The 21,369-nt window shown below is 42.2% G+C and carries 16 protein-coding genes; 3 read left to right on the top strand and 13 right to left on the bottom strand.

The features are described 5' to 3' along the window. Positions 1 to 51: 51 nt before the first annotated feature. The gene (locus CSV70_RS01365; RefSeq protein WP_233191734.1) at positions 52 to 1,089 is read right to left on the bottom strand and encodes a YeiH family protein; all 1,038 of its coding nucleotides are present in this window, start codon (positions 1,087 to 1,089) and stop codon (positions 52 to 54) included. Positions 1,090 to 1,201: 112 nt separating this feature from the next. On the opposite strand from CSV70_RS01365, the gene CSV70_RS01360 reads away from it, so the two are divergent. Beyond that, on the top strand, positions 1,202 to 2,116 hold the full coding sequence (locus CSV70_RS01360) for a LysR family transcriptional regulator (RefSeq protein ID WP_099627770.1): 915 nt from the start codon (positions 1,202 to 1,204) through the stop codon (positions 2,114 to 2,116). 126 nt (positions 2,117 to 2,242) lie between these two features. Here CSV70_RS01360 and CSV70_RS01355 read toward each other — a convergent pair whose 3' ends face one another. From CSV70_RS01355 to rbsK, 7 genes are all read right to left on the bottom strand, one after another. Next, positions 2,243 to 3,550, bottom strand: coding sequence for a globin-coupled sensor protein (locus CSV70_RS01355; RefSeq protein ID WP_099660900.1), 1,308 nt, complete (start codon positions 3,548 to 3,550; stop codon positions 2,243 to 2,245). A 165-nt stretch (positions 3,551 to 3,715) separates the two neighbouring features. After that, positions 3,716 to 5,818 (bottom strand): methyl-accepting chemotaxis protein, encoded by a 2,103-nt coding sequence (locus CSV70_RS01350; RefSeq protein WP_099660899.1) that lies wholly within the window; start codon positions 5,816 to 5,818, stop codon positions 3,716 to 3,718. A 159-nt stretch (positions 5,819 to 5,977) separates the two neighbouring features. After that, a complete protein-coding gene (locus tag CSV70_RS01345) occupies positions 5,978 to 7,099 on the bottom strand; it encodes a virulence factor (RefSeq protein ID WP_099660898.1) in 1,122 nt (373 codons plus the stop codon). A 21-nt stretch (positions 7,100 to 7,120) separates the two neighbouring features. Beyond that, a complete protein-coding gene (locus tag CSV70_RS01340; RefSeq protein WP_099660897.1) occupies positions 7,121 to 9,001 on the bottom strand; it encodes an ABC-F family ATP-binding cassette domain-containing protein in 1,881 nt (626 codons plus the stop codon). A 1,323-nt stretch (positions 9,002 to 10,324) separates the two neighbouring features. Next, positions 10,325 to 11,947 (bottom strand): M20/M25/M40 family metallo-hydrolase, encoded by a 1,623-nt coding sequence (locus tag CSV70_RS01325; protein WP_099627754.1) that lies wholly within the window; start codon positions 11,945 to 11,947, stop codon positions 10,325 to 10,327. A gap of 93 nt (positions 11,948 to 12,040) precedes the next feature. Then, entirely contained in the window at positions 12,041 to 12,565 is a 525-nt protein-coding gene (locus tag CSV70_RS01320; protein WP_085132893.1) for a DinB family protein, read from the bottom strand. Between the two features lie 152 nt (positions 12,566 to 12,717). Beyond that, on the bottom strand, positions 12,718 to 13,608 hold the full coding sequence (gene rbsK, locus CSV70_RS01315; RefSeq protein WP_099660894.1) for a ribokinase: 891 nt from the start codon (positions 13,606 to 13,608) through the stop codon (positions 12,718 to 12,720). Positions 13,609 to 13,784: 176 nt separating this feature from the next. On the opposite strand from rbsK, the gene CSV70_RS01310 reads away from it, so the two are divergent. Continuing rightward, positions 13,785 to 15,137: a YjiH family protein gene (locus CSV70_RS01310; protein WP_099660893.1), complete on the top strand. Its 1,353-nt coding sequence runs from the start codon at positions 13,785 to 13,787 to the stop codon at positions 15,135 to 15,137. On the opposite strand, the gene CSV70_RS01305 is transcribed toward CSV70_RS01310, so the two are convergent. The 4 genes from CSV70_RS01305 to CSV70_RS01290 all read right to left on the bottom strand — a co-directional run bounded on the left by CSV70_RS01305 (position 15,134) and on the right by CSV70_RS01290 (position 18,377). After that, positions 15,134 to 16,153 carry an ATP-binding cassette domain-containing protein gene (locus tag CSV70_RS01305; protein WP_099660892.1) on the bottom strand — a complete coding sequence of 340 codons (1,020 nt, stop codon included), beginning with the start codon at positions 16,151 to 16,153 and terminating at the stop codon, positions 15,134 to 15,136. The two genes, CSV70_RS01310 and CSV70_RS01305, sit on opposite strands and share 4 nt — an antisense overlap. 23 nt (positions 16,154 to 16,176) lie before the next feature. Further along, the gene (locus CSV70_RS01300) at positions 16,177 to 16,881 is read right to left on the bottom strand and encodes a CBS domain-containing protein (RefSeq protein WP_099627763.1); all 705 of its coding nucleotides are present in this window, start codon (positions 16,879 to 16,881) and stop codon (positions 16,177 to 16,179) included. A gap of 137 nt (positions 16,882 to 17,018) precedes the next feature. Then, on the bottom strand, positions 17,019 to 17,315 hold the full coding sequence (locus CSV70_RS01295; RefSeq protein ID WP_483315630.1) for a TcaA NTF2-like domain-containing protein: 297 nt from the start codon (positions 17,313 to 17,315) through the stop codon (positions 17,019 to 17,021). Between the two features lie 3 nt (positions 17,316 to 17,318). Beyond that, on the bottom strand, positions 17,319 to 18,377 hold the full coding sequence (locus CSV70_RS01290; RefSeq protein ID WP_099660890.1) for a trypsin-like peptidase domain-containing protein: 1,059 nt from the start codon (positions 18,375 to 18,377) through the stop codon (positions 17,319 to 17,321). 279 nt (positions 18,378 to 18,656) lie between these two features. On the opposite strand from CSV70_RS01290, the gene CSV70_RS01285 reads away from it, so the two are divergent. Further along, on the top strand, positions 18,657 to 18,941 hold the full coding sequence (locus CSV70_RS01285) for a hypothetical protein (RefSeq protein ID WP_099629169.1): 285 nt from the start codon (positions 18,657 to 18,659) through the stop codon (positions 18,939 to 18,941). Positions 18,942 to 19,276: 335 nt separating this feature from the next. Here the strand turns inward: CSV70_RS01285 and CSV70_RS01280 are convergent, their stop codons facing one another. Next, positions 19,277 to 21,205: an FUSC family protein gene (locus CSV70_RS01280; RefSeq protein WP_099628329.1), complete on the bottom strand. Its 1,929-nt coding sequence runs from the start codon at positions 21,203 to 21,205 to the stop codon at positions 19,277 to 19,279. Positions 21,206 to 21,369: the final 164 nt, after the last annotated feature.

The following is a 21,369-nucleotide window of genomic DNA, read 5'->3' as shown; positions in this document are numbered from 1 at the left end:
AAAAGCTAGCTTTAGAGATATTTCTCTGAAGCTAGCTAGTTATGAACCGTATTAAATAATAAAGTAGGCGATGACCGATAGTAGTATGGATGTAATGGTCATCGCGGCTAGTGGTCGCATGGCTCGATCTTTCAAGTCTCGTAAACTAACGTTGAGTCCAAGCCCTACCATGGCCGCTGTCAGTAACCATGTAGTCAATGTGAAGACGCCTTCCATTACGTTGTCTGATACAGGAATGGAATGACCGAACACGTAGCTTCCTAGGATACTTAAAACGATAAATCCTACAAGGAACCACGGAAATTCAATTTTAGCGCCCGTTTCGTCTGTATCTTTATGTTTACGTTTCATGATAAATATTAAAATGAAGCAAAGTGGTACTAATAGGAATACACGACCAAGCTTGGCTAGCAAAGCAATGGCTAAACCGTCTTCGCCTGCCGGTGCCCCGGCCAAGGCTACGTGTGCCACTTCATGTAAACTGATTCCTGCCCACATTCCGTACTCAATTGAATCGAGCGGAAGAATTGGACGCAGAATGGTATAGCCGATCGCAAACACCGTACCCATTAATGCGATGATTCCTACACCTATTGCTGTGTCTTCATCTTTTGCTTTGATAATCGGCGCGACCGCTGCAATTGCCGCTGCACCGCAGACACCTGTTCCGACACCTAAAAGCAAGGAAATATTTTTATCTGCCTTAAATACCTTAGCGAGCCAAATAGTCATGAAGATAGCGAAAATGATGACACCTACATCGCGCGCGAGTAAACCGAGTCCGTCGCTTAAGACTGTGTCTATATTTAATTTCAAACCGTATAAAATGATGGCTGTGCGAAGCAAGCGCTTGGATGAGAAAGCAATCCCACTTCTTATTATTTCAGGATAGCCGAAGAATTGACGGTATGCCACCGCGATAATAATCGCACATGCCAGTTGTCCGATATGATCGAAACCTGGTACTTTTGCTAGTAAATATCCTAAAAATGCAATGAAGAATGTGAAAGCTATTCCACCGACCCACGATCCCCATTTAGATGGACGTTGTGGTGTGTGCTGTTCTGGTGACCTATTTAAAGAAACCATAATGACAACACCTCCTACTAGTAGTATAGAAAATAGCTCGCTATAAGAGAAATAACTATTTATAATAGCTATGATAAGTAAATCTATATACATAGAAAGGAGTTGCTTCCCTATCGATCCGCAACTACAAGTATTCATTGAGGTAGCTGAGCAAAAGAACTTCTCTAGAGCAGCAAAAGAACTCCATATGACACAACCTGCTGTCAGCCAATATATTCGCTCATTCGAAGAATCTATTGGTGTACGACTGCTCGAGCGAACTAATAAATACGTTCGACTCAACCAAGCTGGGGAGATTGTCTATCATCATGCAAAAGAAATCGCGGGCCTGTATTCCAAAATGCAAAACTTAGTCGATGACTTGGCTAATAAAGCTAGCGGCCCTCTTACCATTGGAGCTAGCTACACATTTGGCGAATACGTCTTACCTCATATTCTGTCTAAACTTGTCGCAGATTATCCATCGATTGAACCACAAGTCACAATTGGCAATACAGCCGATATTGCGGAGTTAGTCATCACGCACCAGCTCGATGTCGGTTTAATCGAAGGACATTTCAAGGAAGCTGCACCGCTTCAAAATGAGGATTTCGCAGAAGACGAAATGTACGTCGTGACTTCCATTGATCATCCACTGGCGCAAAAAAAAGGGCGCCAATCAATCACTGCACTAGAAGACGAAATCTGGCTATTACGCGAAGAAGGTTCTGGTACACGCGAGGCGGCAGAACTATTCTTCTCCCAGTCTGGATTCTATCCGAAGCGCATTATGCAATTCAGCAGTACGCAGCCGATTAAAGAATCTGTTGAAGCCGGACTTGGCGTCAGTTTGCTGTCACAGTGGGCGATACAAAAGGAATTGCGCCATGGTGATTTGACAACGCTGTCGGTGAAAGGAACGCCATTCAAGCGGCATTTCTCTATCGTGACAAATTCTCCGTTTCAAACGAAAGCGTTGCAGGTGTTTATTGATTTATTGAAGAATAGCAAGGAATTGACGGTTTTGAATGTCGGGACGTCATCGTGATGGTCATTTCTGGATTATGGTTAGATGCATGAAAGTGGAGTCACTTTGGCTCTGGCTTCGCCTACCACAGCAAGAGCGTTCGTTGGATTGCGTGTAACTTAGGCATACCTACGGAAGTTATCTAACTTACAAGTCATCTGCTAACTGAATTAATCCATCTGATGAATGAGCAATGGTTTCAATTGCCTGATTAATCTCTTCTAAGATTTGAACCGTGCTTTCGATGGATGTATGTGATTCAGCTGTTTGTTCTTTCATCCCGCTTACCGCTTGGACAATCCCGTCATATGATTGCGTCACTAGCTCGTTTCCATTTGCACTTTCCTGAATTAGTTTTTCCATCTGCTTCATAAAGTTAGACATCTCGGCGATATTCGCATCGGTGACTTCAATCATGCCGGTAACTTTACCTATTGCTTGTTTAGTTTCCACCGACAAATTTCGCACTTCTGCCGCAACTACAGCAAATCCTTTACCATGCTGACCTGCTCGTGCTGCTTCAATTGCTGCATTCAATGAAAGTAAGTTTGTTTGATCAGCAATGGAAGTAATAAGCGTCACGACTCCTTGGATTTGCTCTGAAGAATGATGTAACGCCTTCATCCGGTCCTTGAAATCTGACATATACTCCACCATTTGGCCAAATTGTTCAGTTTGAGTGACTACCAATTCTTTGCCTGTCAATGAAGTTTTCTCGGTTTCCGTAATAAATTGTAGGTTGTGAACGGTCATATTTTCTAATACGTGTGCTTTTTTGGATAGTTCGTCTGTTGATGCACTCGTCTGCTGACTGATTGCCGCTAGATTCTGGGACGTATTTAACACTTGATCTTTCACGACCGCTTTGGAATGTTCTACTTCCTGTCGCTTCACTTTATTCTCTTCTTCATATGCATCCAAAACCAATTGTTGTTCAAAGTTCATGACTTTCATAAACGCACGCAATGTATTAAATTGTCTTTTCTTGGGCAAGTCCTGTTGTTCAATAAAAGCAAAAAACTCTTCATACAATGATTCTACTGCCGCTAAATACCATTTCGGTTCCAAACCAATTCGGACATGCACCTTCGCTATAATGCGACGTTGTTTCAAATAGTTCTCGTCAATTTTCCCTTGAAATATTGACTGCATATGTTTCGTTAATGATTTTTTCAAACGGTCCATACTACTATGTTCCGCAATAATATGTAGAAGTTGAGGCTGATCATCCATCGCTTGATAGAAACGATTGGTCATCATAGGTAAAATAGGTTGCATTTGCACTTGCATACAGGAGAGATACTTTAAATCTTGCTCTGTTAGATTAATCATTCGCAGTTGCTTTTTTACAGCCGGATATCTTTCCAACGATATAATACCAGTACTGTGCTGTTCGAGGTCTTCCATCTCTTTTACCGTTGCTAGATTCTCACCTTTTTTAAATAAACGTAACACTTGGCTTCAACTCTCTTTTAAGATATTAGTGTAGTAAACTATTAGTATATCATTTCATTCTACTTATTAAGTGTTTACTTACCTCGCCCCCCTTTCCTTAATGACGCTTGAATTCAGACAAAAGCAGAAGTGGACTATGCCACTTCTGCCGATTACGCTATTGAATTACGATAATTTGAATCGATCAACTACACTTCGCAGTTCCCCAGCGATCTGATTCATTTGATTTGTAGAATCTGCTACTTGCTCCAATTCGCCTTGCTGTGCGGCAGCTGATGCACTCACTTGTTCAGATGAAGCAGCCGTCTGCTCGGAAATGGCAGAGACATTTTGGATGGCTAAAATGGCTTCGTCCTTATATTCCATCATTTCAGCAAGTTTTTCGGATAATTCCGTAATCGATTGGCGAATTTGATCGATGATGCCTGCATTTTGTACAAACGACTCTTCTGTATCCGTAACGGACTGGTTTTGACCGTCCATTGACTTCATATTCAGTTCAATGACATCGACCGTCTGCTGTGATTCTGACAAGATTTCTTTCACGGTTTCTTGAATTACTTCAGTTTCACTGCGGGATTGTTCCGCTAGCTGACGTACTTCATTCGCAACAACTGCAAATCCCTTACCGCTTTCACCCGCTCGAGCCGCTTCAATGCTCGCATTCAGCGCTAGAAGATTCGTGCTTGCAGTAATATCATGCAATGTTTGAATGACTTGATTAATAGATGAAATTTTAGTGGTCAATGTTTGGATTTGCAACTGTACTTTTTTATTCATTTCATTTGCTGTCGTATTATGAACACGTAGTTTTTTCACTTCCGTCATTCCATTTTCCGCAGAATTGGAAGCGTCTGTAGACAACTGATTCATGGTCATGAACATCGTGTGGATATGATCCATACGGTCCGCCAAATCAGAAATTCGTAGACTTGTTACTTCCGTATCTTCGGATTGTTTAGAAGCTCCTTGTGCGATTTCATCTGTCGCTACCGATACTTCCTGATTCGCAGCTACTAGCTCTTCGAAAGCATGTGTGACTTGCGAGGATGAATCGCTCAACTGACCTGAAGACAACTGCACGGTTTGTAACGCCGCATTCGTCCGACGCAACATATCGTTATAAGCAAGTGCTACTAATCCTATCTCATCATGGCGGATATTCTGTTCATCTACCATCATCGTCAAGTCACCTGCAGCAGCAGTTTGCATTGATTGTTGTAACGTTTTCAACGGTCTCAATTGACGATAAATGAAGATTGTAGATGCACTTGACATCAGCAACACGATGGCAATGGCAGATATGACCGTAATCCACAAAATAGTAGTAAACGTATCTAGAATTTCAGATTTTGGTGTAACCGTTTGTACTGACCATTTCTCATTGATTCCTTTTAAGTTAATAGGAGCGAATGCATTAAATGCTTCTTCATGCAGACTTTTAGAATCCACATACATACTCGCCAATTCACCTTGATCTAGGTCCACTTTAGCACTATTCCAATCAATTGCATCGGCCATATTACTAGTATTTAATTCGGGCTTCAAACTGTTCGCTGTGATATAACCAGCATCTGTAATGACAGACGCATAACCGCCTTTTGGTTGAATCGTCTTCACTACATCCGTCAAGAAATCTATAGATAAATCGGTGGTCAACAAACCAAAATAGTTTCCAGACGCATCTACCATCGGAACGGAAATAGTAGTCATGAGGATGGTTTTACCATTTGTTTCATACGAGTAAGGTTCTGTTAATATCGGACGGACTTCATTTTTGGGAACAGTATACCAACTATTCGCTGTAGAATCATCCATGCCACTTAATGGTTCTAGATCCGTAGTATTGTCTTGCTTAAAGACGTATGGAATGAATTGCTGATTATCATCTAGCAAATTCTTCGGCATAACTTCCCCTTCAGCGAACGCGGACTGATTGATTACCGCCGCCATCCCGGTAGCGTCCTCATTTTTCTTCAAATTGCTTTTGATGATCCGGATAATTTCCTCCGGTTCCATATCGCCTGCTGCTTGTAATGTTTCCAATATGTGACTTGTTGTGCGTAACATTTCATTTGTTTCATTCAGTTTTGCACTAAGAACAAGTGAATTTTTATTTGCACTTTCCAACGCAAATTCCTCAGCATCTTTAATGCTTTGCTTATGTAACATGACGCTAGTAACGACTGAGTATACCAAAAATAGTAATAAAAATAATGCGATAATTAGTCCCGAGAGTTTCATCGCAATACTTGCAGACTTCTTCACTTCATGAGCCCTCCTAGTAAATTATGATCAGATCAATAGTATACCTTTAGTCCTTGCTAAAAGTATACCTTTTTATCCGAAAGTCACAAAGAAAACCTTGTCGGGTAGACAAGGTTAAGGATTTGAGATACATAACGACTCCCACTGGGCTTTACTAAATTAGTTAGTTCTTTCGGTCATTTGACGCCAAATAGAGCCTTTTGCCTCTTCGCCTTCTTCAATTCTAGCGATCGCCATACGGACTTGCAGTTTCACTTCAAATTCGTTATCGTTTTCTGCTTCGTGCAGTGCGGGTAATGCTCGTTCTGTTCCAGATTCATAGAGGAACATAGCGGCACGCCAACGGACCAACTTGTTTTTGTCTTGCAATAAGCGAATAGCAGCAGATTCAAAACCAACATAGCCAAGGTCGCTCATACAGTCAGCAGCTGTACGGCGAACCGCCCAACTTTTATCTTCGAGTGCTTTTTCGATAAACGGAATGACTGTTTCATCCTCGATCATACCTAGGTACACTGTAGCCAATCTGCGGATGGACATTTTCTCGTCTTCAAGAGCTTGCGTGAGTACTGGATAATCTGAAACGTCAGGGTCTGGCATTTGATCCAATAAGCGGAAGCGCGTTTCCCATTCCGGAACAGTAAATTCCACCAGTGTCACTTTCTCTCCACGAACTTTTGTTTCTTCGTCTGCCTTTTCTGCTTTTGCCACAAGCTCATGCAAGCGTGTTTCAGGATACGCAGCTTCAAGTTCTTGTACAACTTGCTCGCCCACTTCTTGCAATTCTCCGTAGCGGATTCCGTAATCTACCCATTTCCGAAGTAAAATATAGTTTTCCACTTCGGAATGATGAACGGTTTCCATCGCTTGAATGAAACGTTCACTTAAGCCAAACCGGGATTCCTCATCACTATTGAACACTTTCACTTGCAACGGAATCTCTTTATACGTCTGTACATGCACGTAGACTTCGCCGAAATGCTCGTCTATCTTTTGCTCTTGCGCTTGTTCTAGCGATTCGCCGTCTTCATTTAAAACAGAGCGTACTTCGGCAAGAATAGATTCCCACGCAACGTTCCCAATTCTCTCTACTGCCATAAAATCTAGTACATGATAGATTCCTTTAATTCCTTGTATAGCTAAAAGAGAACGTACCGGCTCAGGCGCCTGTGCTTCATCTTTCTTCTTATAGTTATGGCTTGTTCCATCAGGTAAAGGGGTATCTAAAATAATTTTCATAGAATTTGGACTTGGTGTCGGTTCAATCGATTTGATTTTCAAGAAAAATCTCCTCCAATGTAATTAATCAGCTAAATCCTGTAAGTAAGCCCAGCGCTCGACCAGTTCTTCATATTGTTGATTCAGCGTTACTAGCTCTTCATCCAGTTGGCGTAGCTGATCGTAATCTGAGCCTGTAGTCGTCATCTGTTGTTCCGTTTCCGCTATTTTTTCTTCTAACTTTTCTATATCCGACTCAATCGTTTCGTATTGCTTCTTTTCAGCGAATGTCATTTTCTTTTTTGGCGCTGTAATTTCTGAAGCAGGCGTAACAACCGCCACTTTAGCTTGTGGCTTCACTTCTTTTGTATTCTTTTCATCAAGGAAATCTGAATATAGACCAAGACGTACATCGATTTCACCCGAGCCATCAAGAATCCATAACTTACGTGAGATTCGATCCAAGAAGAAACGGTCATGGGAAATCGTCACGACTACACCAGCAAATGTATCAATGAACGATTCCAGAACGGACAACGTTTCGAGATCCAAGTCATTCGTCGGCTCATCCAACAGTAAGACATTTGGCTGTTCCATCAATAGCTTTAATAGATAGAGACGTTTGCGCTCTCCACCTGACAATTTCCCGATCGGTGTTCCATGTGCAGAAGACGGGAATAAAAATCGTTCTAACATTTGCGTGGCAGACAACCGTTCACCATTCCCCGCTTCAATGTCATTGGACGTCTCACGGATATATTCAATGATTCGTTGATTTTCCTTCATTGGTGGTAAATGTTGATGGAAATGAGCAATCTTTACGGTAGAGCCTATATCAACTTCACCCGAGTCCGGCATAGTCGTGCCATCTAGCATTTGAAGAAGTGTCGTCTTCCCTACACCATTCGGTCCGATAATTGCAATACGTTCTTTCGCCTGTAGAATAGCAGAAAAACCGTTCAATATCACTTTGTCGTCAAATTTTTTCGAAATATTGTTGATTTCCAATACTTTTTTACCTAGACGTGTCGTTTGTAAATCCATTTCAAAGTCTAGTGACTCATCAGTCTGCTTCACTTTCGCTTGAAGATCATCAAAGCGATCGATTCGCGCTTTCTGTTTCGTTGAACGCGCTTTAGCACCTCGGCGAATCCATTTCAATTCACTACGGTAGCGATTACGGTCTTTCTGATCCGAAGCAGCTGACATCTCTTCTCGCAGTGCTTTTGACTCCAAATAATCTGCATAATTTCCGGTATGCGAATAAAGCGTTTTATCCGCTAATTCGTAAATATGCGTAGCAACTTGATCCAAGAAGTACCGATCGTGTGTAACGAATAATACTGCCCCTTGAACATTTTGCAAGAAATCTTGTAACCATTGGATCGATGCAACATCCAGATGGTTCGTTGGCTCGTCCAACAATAGTAAATCTGCTGGTTCGATCAGCACTTTAGCTAATGCTACTCGTTTTAGCTGACCGCCCGACAGTTCACCTAGCTTTTTATCGAATGTTTCAATACCTAGCTTCATTAAAATCGTCCGCGCTAATGCATTCAAATCCCAGCCGCCTGTTTCATCCATTTCATTTTGATAATGGGAGTAACGTTCCTGGAACTCAGGATTTGAGGAATCTTCAGTTAGTTGCTGCAAGGCATGCTCATAATTGAGGTTTGTACGTATAACAGGTGCATCGCTTTCAAATACCGCCTCCATTACGGTTAAATCTGGATTCACAATCGGCTCTTGCGGTAAATAGGCCACACGGAATTTATTCGGATGATCCATTATAATCGTATCTGCACTTCCATGTCCGGCAAGAATAGATAATAACGTAGATTTACCGGTACCGTTAATACCGATCAGACCAATTTTATCTCCGCTCGTCAAATTAAAGCCAACGTCTTTAAAAAGGGTTTTATCTCCAACCGTTTTGGTTAATTTCTCTACTACTAAATGACTCATCCTGGCACATCCTATTCTTAAATTGCTTCTAGTCTTAGTATAGCCGAAATTCGAGTAAGTTGAAAACATGCACGTCTGTGTACTATGTATTGTTGTGTTTGGCGGGTAATAAAAGTGAGTGGAGCGTGGGAAAGTTGTTTTTAATCATCCAACTGCTGTCGGATTACGTTTCTGTAAAGCGTGCGTAATAAGCGGCGTTGGGTTGTAGTTTAGCTGGCAGTGTAAGTGGAGATTTCATTGCCCCACTCCGGCGCTGGTTTTCCTTTTGTTAGAAACACAAACTAATTCATTTTCCCCACAATAGCACAGGCACAACTGCGGGGTAGGCCGTGGCCATGAGACAACTGGGCAGCACCATCGCCAGCTGGCTCATGGCTGGAGGCAATCCCCCACGTGCCTGCGCGGGTCCAAAAAGTGAACACTTGCTAACTTCAAAATCCAAAAATAAGTCGAGCGACGTACCCAACAAAAAGTGAGAAAGAAATACATGTATCACAATGTCACTGTTTTTCTTTTTGCTAGAAACACAAACTAATTCATTTTCCCAAAGTAGCGCAGGCACAACTGCGGGGTAGGCCGTGGCCATAAGACAACTGGCAGCACCATCGCCAGCTGGCTCATGGCTGGAGGCAATCCCCCACGTGCCTGCGCGGGTCCAGAAAGTGAACACTTGCTAACTTCAGAATCCAAAAATAAGTCGAGCGACGTACCCAACAAAAAGTGAGCAAGAAATACATGTATCACCATGTCACTGTTTTTCTTTTTGTTAGAAACACAAACTAATTCATTTTCCCACAGTAGCACAGGCACAACTGCGGGGTAGGCCGTGGCCATGAGACAACTGGCAGCACCATCGCCAGCTGGCTCATGGCTGTAGGCAATCCCCCACGTGCCTGCGCGGGTCCAAAAAGTGAACACTTGCTAACTTCAAAATCCAAAAATAAGTCGAGCGACGTACCCAACAAAAAGTGAGCAAGAAATACATGTATCACAATGTCACTGTTTTTCTTTTTGTTAGAAACACAAACTAATTCATTTTCCCAAAGTAGCGCGGGCACAACTGCGGGGTAGGCCGTGGCCATGAGCCAGCTGGCAGTCCCTACCGCCAGCTGGCTCATGGCTAGAGGCAATCCCCCACGTGCCTGCGCGGGTCTAGAAAGTGAACACTCGCTACTTCAGTACCCAACAACCAGTCGAGCAACGACCACAACTAAAAGTGACAAAGCCCCACAGCCGCATAGTTATTCTGCCTACCGCTTTTATAAATCGGGTATTATACGCTTCCCTACAACTACACCAATACCACGTAAACGTTAAGAAACCTCACCTAGACTTCGGCTGGTTCATGCCCGCAAGCTTCTTCACCAACTGCTCCAACAACACCGGCATCTCCCTGAACGCACTATCGATATGCAACCGCTCTGTCTTCTGATGCGCATCCTTACCAAACGGCCCCACATTTAACACCGGTGCAGTGAGCTTGCGCATATCTTCAAACGGAATAGAATACGTCTCACCATAGACCGGCGTATTCTCTGCAAACGCTTTCCAATGATCTTCTTCATCCTTATAATGCACATAACTTAAATCGCAAATTCCATTAAAATAATGCACCTGTTCAATTGTCAGATCAAACACTTGCGCACGCTCCTGCAAAAACTCAATCGACTCCTTCACAAGTGGATCTTCTGACGAGTTAACAGCTGGATAATAAGGCGGCGCATAGAATAGAACGGTCGCTGGCCCAAGTTCCTGACACTCCATCATTAATGTATCGACAATACGTATACATTGCTCGCGGTCATCCCATTCTTCTTGCAATAGCACTTCTTGTTTTAATCTGTTCACTTCGTTTTTTCCTAACTGATCTTCAGCGTACTTTAGTAACTCTTCAAATCGCAGTACACGAATATCTCCTAACGGCACTGCCGATTCACGATCACACACTGCTTTATAATGTTCATCACACTGTGCCATCGCTTCTTTTGCTACTTGTTCAAATAAACACATGATTTCAGCGGCTGTCCGCTTGAATAAGAAAACATTATATAACGCAGCTGCCCGCTGTGGTGTTTGTGTAGAGTACTGCGTTTTCAAATCTTTCTGATGCAGTGTGACAGGAAGAGGTGTTGATTCGTTCTGCTCTATTTCACGGAATAAAGGATTCCACTCCATCTTATGTGTCAAAAACGACGCCATATAATCTGCAGTAATCCCTTTTAACGGTTCGCCGACATGTGTTTCTTTCCCATAGAATAATGCGGCAGGCATAATCTTTCCAATTGTCCCCGAATAAATATATTCTTTCGTATCCGCAGGTCCTTGTGAAAATGAAGGCTCACCGTTCAAGAATAATTTATAGCGGTGACCTTCCTGTTCTTGCAGACGTACAAGTTCCTTTACCGCAGCCCGCATCCCCGCTGAGTTCACTTCTTCATCCGGTACGGTACATAATAATAAATTAATAGGCCAATTTTCCATACTTGCTCGCTCGATCAACTGTATATGTAAAGCCAACCCCATCTTCATATCCATCGTACCTCGGCCGAATAGATATTTTCCAGATTCTAAGTCAAGACGTGCAGCTTCAGGCAACATATCTTTATTTTCTAACAACTTCTTCGTCAGCTCTTCCGGATGGAAAGCGAGTGGTTCAAGTGCTCCATATTCATCTGTTTGTACAGTATCAAAATGACTGATCAACACAATGGTATCAGTGGCATCAGGATGTTCATAAAGAGCATGCACGACTTGCCGCCCGAGACCCGCATCATGAAGTGTAATATGGTCAGGATTCTCAGTGAAATATTCCAGTTCGCTCAACTTATTTTGCAGCTTCCAGGAAAAGAAACGCTCTCCTTCCGTCAACGAACGACTATCCCAACTTACTAGTTCACAAAGCAATGCACGTAGCTTTTCAGGGGTATCAAAACGGTATCGATTCATTCCAACTCCTCCTTCATGGATAGGTAAAGTATAGCTGATTTGCAGCAAGATGAGAAAAGAACTTGCACCATAGGAGGCAACAAGTTCTTTTTATTATTTAGACGTTGAAACTAGTTGTACACGAGCCGACTTCACTTGCTCTACTGCACGTTTCAATTGTCGTAGATGACGTTTTTCGTGGAATCCTACGAAACGGAACCATTGAATTAACGGCACATTTCCAAAAATCGGATGCTTGAGCGATTTACAGCGAAGTTCTGTAATGGTGGCAGATTCATAGATATCCAACAAATAATTTCTAGATGCATGCAACTTCTCTTTCACTTCTGGAATTGAAAGATGCATATCTGTTGGTTGTGTATATTCCATGAAGTACGCCTTTACTAAAGGACTTGCCGATACACTGATCGGTTTTTTGAATACACGTAAACTCTCAGGATTTTTCAATTCTTGGGCGATGTTTGTAGCAACTCGACATTCCATTAAGGCTAAATGTTCTACAATCTGTTTGGGTGACCAGCCGCCATGTGATGGTGTTCCGTTAAATTCCTCATCTGTTAAGCCATCAATCAACTGCAAGATGCGTTTACGGACCTTGATGTTTTCTCCAAAAACCATCAACATCTACCTCCATTTCTTCCTCGTAATCCACTCTATTGCCATAGCATACGCCTTTTGTTCAGAGATTTAAAGGGGGAACGGCTAGATTTTTAGTAAAGCTCGTCAGCGGTGACAGACCAGTGCCAATCAGGCTTGATATAAAAGGATTTCTACTTATTTTCATTCGCAAGATTTTCTGCTTTTTTTACTACTTCTAGCATAGTCGGCATACCGCCTTGTGCGCCAAATTTGCCTACCGATAATGAAGCCGCCACATTAGCGAACTCAACGGCAGACTGTAAATCGCTCCCTTGCACTAGTCGGCTGGCGAGCGCTCCGTTAAATGTATCCCCTGCACCTGTCGTATCCACAACTTGCGCAGGCACACCCGGCACAAAGACGATTTCCTCGTTATTGTGATAACAAACACCATCTTTTCCAAGTGTCACGAGCAGTTGATTTGGATAGTTTGTCACCGTTTCTTCTATTGAAGTACCGAAGAGTTGTGCACACTCGGTTTCATTGGGTGTCAGATAACGAACATATGGCATGTATTCCATTTGAAAGCTCGTGGAAGGCGCCGGATCCATCATAACAGGCACTTCCAAATCTTTACACAGCTTGAGCACATACCACACAGTATCTACAGGAAGTTCCAGCTGCATCATTACCAGTTGACTAGCTCCAATAATCGATTTCAATTCCTTCATCCGTTCTACACTGAGCGCATGGTTCGCTCCTGGTATGGAAATGATTCGGTTATCCCCTTCCGTCAATAAAATAACGGCTACGCCAGAAGGGCCTTCTACTTGCGTGATATACGAAGTGTCCACTTGTTGCTTCCGCAAATTAGCCACAATCATTTCTCCGAATGAATCCGTGCCCGTCGTACCAATTAACTGAACTTTATGGCCAAGTTTCGCACATGCTACAGCTTGATTCGCCCCCTTGCCACCAGGTGCCGTCTGAAAGTCCTTTCCTCTAACGGTCTCGCCTTGTAAAGGAAACTTATCAGCTTGTGCAATCAAATCTATATTCGCGTTGCCAATTACTGTAATCATGCCTACGCCTCGCTTCCTTTCTTTTTTCGATCATATACGTTCGAATATGCTATTTCCATATAGACTGCTTGCTGACTGAAAAGTTACACTTTATGCTAAAGTATTTACATCGACTCGTTAAACAGTATAATGAATAAATATACATCAATTAGATTATGCGCAAGGAGAGAAATACCTTGAAAAAATATACAGCTAGCACTTGGCTAGTATTCTTAATTCCGTCTATACTCGGTGTTCTATTATTCATGATTCCACTACCATTTACGGCTGGCTGGAAAGTACCGATTGCCAAATTAGCGGATATATTGTCTGGCTCATTGGAACCGATTATTCCACAACTTATGATGTGCTTGATCATTGTGTCTGCACTCGGATCGGTGCTTTATCTATTCGTTAAAAAAGATCCTAACAGACCTTCATTCTTTACAAATTTATTCAAAGTTACACCATTTTGGACGATTACCCGCATTGTAGGGGCAATCTTTGCCATTATGGTCGTCTATAAATTAGGTCCTGAAGCGATTTGGAGCGAGAATACAGGCGGATTGCTACTTGCAGGTGATGGACTCGTTTCCTTCCTGTTCAGTATCTTCTTCTTCGCCGGTCTGCTACTTCCTTTATTACTGAACTTCGGATTGCTCGAATTCTTCGGTACGTTGATGGTCAAGATTATGCGACCATTATTTAAATTACCTGGACGCTCTTCCATTGATGCACTGGCTTCATGGATTGGAGACGGAACAATTGGTGTCTTACTTACAAGTAAACAATACGAAGAAGGCCACTATACACAGCGTGAAGCAGCCATTATTTCCACTACGTTCTCTGTTGTGTCGATTACCTTTACACTCGTCATCATTGACAAAGTCGGTCTCGGAAATTACTTCTTACCATTTTATGCGACCGTTCTGTTTACAGGATTGATCCTCGCCTTGATCATGCCGAGAATTTATCCATTACGTTCAATTAAGAATACGTATATTGACGATCGCGAATATTCCACTGAGAATGAAAAACTGCCTGCCGGAACAAGCGTAATCAAACTAGGACTTACTAGCGCTCTCGAGACAGCTTCAAACCAACGCTCTGTTATGAAGACAGTTCGCGCAGGAATGCAAAACGTGCTCGACATGTGGTTCGGCGTCGCACCAGTAGTTATGGCTTTTGGAACAATCGCTTTAGTAATGGCTGAGTATACGAGTATATTCCGCATTTTAGGCAAGCCGTTTGAATATATCTTGAATTTCTTGCAGATTCCTGAGGCTGCAGAAGCCGCACAGACGATGGTCGTCGGATTTGCGGATATGTTCTTGCCTGTGATTTTAGCGGAAGGCGTTATTACATCGCCTATTACTCTATTTACGATTGCAGCCGTTTCCGTAATCCAGCTCATTTACATGTCCGAAGTTGGCGGCTTGATCTTAGGTACTAAAATTCCATTGAATATTTTCGACTTACTCATCATTTTCTTATTGCGTACAATTATTGCCTTACCAATCATTGCAGGTATTGCACATTTGTTGTTTTAAGCAGAGTGAGAACCCGTTACTTCTTTATAGAGTGACGGGTTTTTGTTTTGGATTGAGCGGATCACGCGACTGATAGAGCGCTTCTCCACCAACATTGAGCGAATCGCGCGTCCGATAGAGCGCTTCTCCACCAACATTGAGCGAATCACGCGACCGATAGAGCCCTTCTCCACCAACATTGAGCGAACCTCACAACCGATAGAGCGCTTCTCCACCAACATTGAGCGAATCACGCGACCGATAGAGCGCTTCTCCACCAACATTGAGCGGATCACGCGACCGATAGAGCGCTTCTCCACCAACATTGAGCGAATCGTGCGACCTATAAAGCGCTTCTCCACCCACATTGAGCGGATCGCGCGTCCTATAGGGCGCTTCTCCACCAACATTGAGCGGATCACGCGACTGATAGAGCGCTTCTCCACCAACATTGAGCGAATCACGCGACTGATAGAGCGCTTCTCCACCAACATTGAGCGGATCACGAGACTGATAGAGCGCTTCTCCACCAACATTGAGCGAATCTCGCGACCGATAGAGCTCTTCTCCACCCACATTGAGCGAATCGCGCGACTGATAGAGCGCTTTTCCACCAACATTGAGCGGATCACGAGACTGATAGAGCGTTTCCCCACCAACATTGAGCGAATCGCGCGTCCTATAGAGCGCTTCTCCACCAACATTGAGCGAATCGCGCGTCCGATAGAGCGCTTCTCCACCCACATTGAGCGAATCGCGCGTCCGATAGAGCGCTTGCGACGGAGATCAATCGGCGACAATTCATGAATTGCTTGCCCTTGTATCGTAATTTCTCCGCTAGTTGGACTCAGCAGACCGTTGCACATTTTCAATAACGTCGTTTTCCCAGCACCTGAAGGACCGAGTAATACGGTAATTTGGTTTGTTGGGAAGGATCCGGTTATCGCATCGAGAATCTTCGTGTCCTCTACTTCAAACGACACATTATGAAAATGAATCGCAGGCTCATATAATGATTTATTCTTTTCACTATCCATCCATTTCACCTTTTCCAAACACTTCATTCATCTATTTTCAATAAATCCAATGGCGTAATAATGCCAATGAGTTTTTCATCTTTACCACCTTGTTCGGTGATGAGCAATGCTTCCAGACGTTTTCCTGAAGCAATAGATTTTCTAAAAAAACCTTCTGCTTCATAAACCGACATGGAACTCTTGACGAAACGATAAGTTTTTCGTCTTTTCTCGTGATTATATACGTCTAATAATGTCGGTATTTCCCGGGAAATGCAATCTGTTTCCTGATCCGCCAGCCAATTCATAATGCCATCTGCAGTAATTAATCCGATGAATCGACCTTTTTTGTAAATGGGTAATTGATTGATTTTCCATTCTCTAACTAAACGCAGACCTGTGGCGAGTGATTCATCCGCTTGCACAATATGTACTTTGCCAGTGAATAAATCTTTGACTGTTACGGGGTTGGCTAATCGTTCTGCTATACTTTCAATCAGTTCTACAATTTCATCATGAGGTTCTGCTATAGCATAGTCAAACCCTGTCCGGTTATGCACAATCGCATTACGTAAACTGCCGAATTCCCGCAGATCCTCTTCATAATGCGCAACCAACGCATGTTGTGATTTAGCTCTATCCATTTTCTTGGAGAATGATAAATGGTTTGGTAAATTCGTGATCTTCATTAACGATTTATCGATTCGGTTAAATGCAATGAGAAAACGCTCTGAATTTTTATGATCCATTACACATCGCCTCCTATTCTAGGAAAAGTATAGCATATTCCACTACCATTCAAGCCTGTAGACTTCATGAAATATTCCGCTTCTAAAGATACAAAAAAGCCGTTGCAGTGCCTCATTTAGGACACAGCAACAACTTTTTATTGATTGGAAATCTGTTTGATTTGATAATCACCATACTCATCATTCACCACTGTGTATAACTTTTTCTTTTCTAAAAATTGCACCGTTCCGTCTTCCTTCGTGAAATTCAATGTTTCATACGTATACACTTCAATCGATTGATTACTATAGACAATGTCAGTCACTGACGTATCGATGAACTCATAAAACTCACTTTTCACGGACAGGTCTTGTAAGAAATCTAGTAGTTCACTCTCCGCTGAACTTCCGGTTGCAATATAGGGTGCTATATACTCATAATCATTATAATCGATAGCCTATTCATATTGGCTCCTGAAATCATGAATGAAATACTCTACCTGTTCATCCGCTACTTCCGTATCATCCACATACTCTTCCGGATCTGGCTCTTCTTCTGAATCGTCATACCCCTCATAGTCAAACGAGGTATCATCCGAATTTTGATACGACTCTGGTACATAATCATCGTAGACGTTGAATAACGCAGCCACCGCTTTATTGCTCATCGGCTCGTTAATCCAGTCGTCAACCTGTTTCTGCATACTATGCATCGGAATGGAAAATCCGAATACGGTATTGTCTTTATATAGTAAGGAGTTAATACCAATAACTTTGCCGGTAGTTGCATCGAGCAATGGACCGCCACTGCTGCCGTGATCGATTTGTGCATCAATTTGATAGATTTTCTCATAAATGAAGTCCATTTCCATGTCACGATTCAATCCGGTTAAATAGCCAATAGACGCTGTGTTCTCAAGACCTTTTGGACTCCCAAGCGCAATGACTTCCGTACCGATCGGCGTCTCTTTTGTCTCAGTCACAAATGGTTGCACATGTTTGTTCGCTTCTGATTTGATCAGCGCGATATCATAACGATCTGAAATTCCAATGACAGTACCAGCAAAATCTTTGCCTATCGAATTTCTTACCACTACATCGGTATAGCCCGCCACTACGTGTGCATTCGTCACTATATAGCCGCCTGCTTTGTAAAGAAAACCTGACCCCGAACCATCTCTCGTATCAATCGTAAAAACACTCGGTAACGATTCTTGAATGAGTTCTGTTTTATCTTTAGCCTGCTTCTTTGTTTCATTCGCAACGGTAGGTGCCTTTTTAATCTTCAACTTCTTTTCAACTTGACTGTCCTCTTCTGTTTGAATGGAGGCAATCGTTTCTATCGGCCAGCGAAAACTCCAATCTGTCGCATAGCCATAGCTAATCCCACCGATCCACAATACCAAGATCATGGCGAAAATAGATTTCGTATTGCGCGATTTGTGCATCGCTTTGCCACAACCCCCACAAAAGTTCGCTTCTTCTGTATGTTTATGACCACATTTCGGACAGTACATATAGTTCCCCCTCTTCCATTCCCCAATGGTTTCGAATGACTTTTCTCTCGATTATATCATATGGACTAATACAAAAGACACACTCTAAATAGCTTGATTCATTTATTTTTGAAGTGTTTTCTAGTTCAACTAACCCTGCCGACATTGTAAATATGACTTTCAGTAAATTTCCTTTCAATATATATACACCAAACTATTCTTATTCATATATCCAATGAAGCGGCACAGTTCTCTAGCCAATTTTCACATACGCTAAAGAGAGAAGGAGGTGCATAAAATATGTCATCTAAAAGGTTTAGACCACCCCATGATTATGACGTGCCGTACATTTCAAGACGAAAAGCACGATGTTATGATGAAAAGAAAATTGTTCATATACTTGTTGATTTGACAATGGGCGCGCCTGTAGAAATTACACTGAAGGATTCAAAGGATGTACAACATAACGGATACTACTTACAATTCGACAGAAAAATTCGCACAGTCCACTTTCAACCATTTGGTGATTCAGAAGTCCAGATGATTGATGTAGAGGATATTTGCACTATTAGATATGGCTCCTGAAATCATTACATCTAATTGAAGCGGATGAATCATCAGAACAAACTGTGCGGATATTGGGAGTGCAAAATGTGATTCAGGAATTTAATATTTGATTAGTGAGAAAAGCAGCTCACGCATATGCGGAGCTGCTTTTTTATATGTTAGTTAGTTTGTGTATGAGCGGTTGCTAGGTGCGATAGAGCGGATGAACATCGCCATAGAGCGCTCGTGAACCGCGATAGAGCGTTCAGAGGTCTGCATAGAGCGGTTACCGGACTTGATAGAGCGCTCACGGATCCCGATAGAGCGGTTGAGCCACTTGATAGATCAGTTAAACATGTACTTTGAGCACAGTCCTACATTCCATCATCCATCACGCTACGTGATCCTTTCAACTCTTTCATTACTTCCACTAACATACTCAACACCATTCGGTCTTCGATCCGTGGAGTGGCGTGAATCACTTCTTCCATTTCTGTGATAGCTTGCTCCATTTCACTTTCAGGAATTGTGCGTTGCAGAAGTACTTCTAAACTTGGAGTGATTGCAGGGATATTAGATTCACGCAAGCCATGCTGATTTAGCCAACCGTATAATTCGAACAATGTCGTAGCGGCGCGTCTCTGATGCTTGAGCCAAGTCATACTTTCTTTACTTTGCGCGCCTTGATTATTCAATTTCACACGATCTTCAATCCTATTCGCAATCAACAGCAAGTTTTTGATGGCATGTTCATTTCCGCCACCCTTCACTTTCCTATCGACTTCAACTGTCATTTCAAAAATCGTATCTTCGTACATCTCCCGTAAATCGCGATTCGCATCTTCCAATTTATATGGCAAAATGAATTTATTGATCAGTAGCGCCAGAACTACTCCTGCTATGACAAATAAAACTCGTTCGAGCGTCAGGACGTGCGTCGTGCCCGTTATTAGAGCTACCGAACCAATAGCGGAAAATGTCACAAGAATGGTGTTATAACGATAAGTCTTCACATAACTCATTAAATAACCTGAAAACATCAAGATGATAGATCTGGCGGTGTTGCTGTGGAATACCATGAATGATAATGTGACCGCCACCGAACCAACGATAGTGGCGAATATCCGGTCACGCATTTTTTTCTTGGATTGTTCATATAGCGGAATAATGACGGACATTAGCGTGAACATCATCCAGCGTCCTTCAGCCAAGTCGAAGAAGTCTGTAATGAAACCTGCTATCGAGATTCCGATTGCCATGCGGATTGCGTAGGATATTTTAATGGAATTTGTATGGCTTTTCTTCTCACTAATCGTCAGTTTTTGGAACTTTTTTGGAATCTGTTCCAGCCGCTTCACGACATTGGCTTGGCCTTTTTCTATTGAAGTCAACTCTTTCAAGTTTAACTGGAGGGATCCAATATGATTCAGCATGCCGAGCACAAATAATTTATGATTATGCTCTGCTTTATATTTCTTTAGCATCGTATCAAATGATTCTTCTAGAGCGGCCATCGCTTCTTTGTCATGGATACTATCAGCAGCAAACTGAAGAGTTAGTATTACTTCTTCAAGTAGCTTTTGATCCAGTTCTTCTTCCGTTACATCATCAAGTAGAATATCGATCTTCTCCAACGCAACGGAGATATTCAGTTTCAGGCGACCTTCTTCTGTCAAATAGTAATTTTCTTCCCGTTTGTCATAAATGATGCTTCTCAAACTGTTGATGTCGCTAGCAATTTGGGTAGTAATATCTTCTCGCGGTTCCCCAGTTTGCAGTAATCGAATCTTTTCAATAAGCGCGTTACAAATCAGCTGCACCTTCTTACTGCCGCTTTTCTGTACTTTATTTCGATTTGCAATCATCTGGACACCCATGATAGCCAGCGCTCCAAAGACGAGAGAGCCTAATCGCATCGGCATAGCATCAGCCGCTACAGGCATAGCTAGAAGAAATAAATATTGAAGAGTAAAAGGTAAATAAAGAGGGTTTTTCAGATTGAACAATAACGAATAACTGATTACAAACATGGTGATAAAGTTAATCGGCACAGCCAACCACACGTTAAAGCCCGTTAAATATGCGGCGATTCCCATAAATACATTGAGGGCAATAAATTTCATCGTATTGCTGACTGGATGACTCGTTAAATCCCGTTCAAGCAACATCAGCATGGCAGTAATCGTCGAAACACCAATTAAAATATTTTCATTCCCGAACAAGGCGCCAAAGCCTACAACAAATCCAATAATGAAAATAAATAAAATAGTATTGGAAATGATCAATTTCTTTGTCAGTTTCATGCATTCACTACTTTCATCAATTTATATCGTTAAGTACTTTAACATTAAAATGACTGCCAGTATATAAATATGCACAGTGTTTTCATATAAAAGTTCTATTACAGAAGTAACAGTTAACTTAGTATCCCACAATGAAAGTCAGTTCTATACAAAGTAGTTTATAT

The organism is Sporosarcina sp. P25 (assembly GCF_002743235.1).
Lineage (GTDB): Bacteria > Bacillota > Bacilli > Bacillales_A > Planococcaceae > Sporosarcina > Sporosarcina ureae_B.
This window is presented reverse-complemented; position numbering and strand designations above follow the sequence as displayed.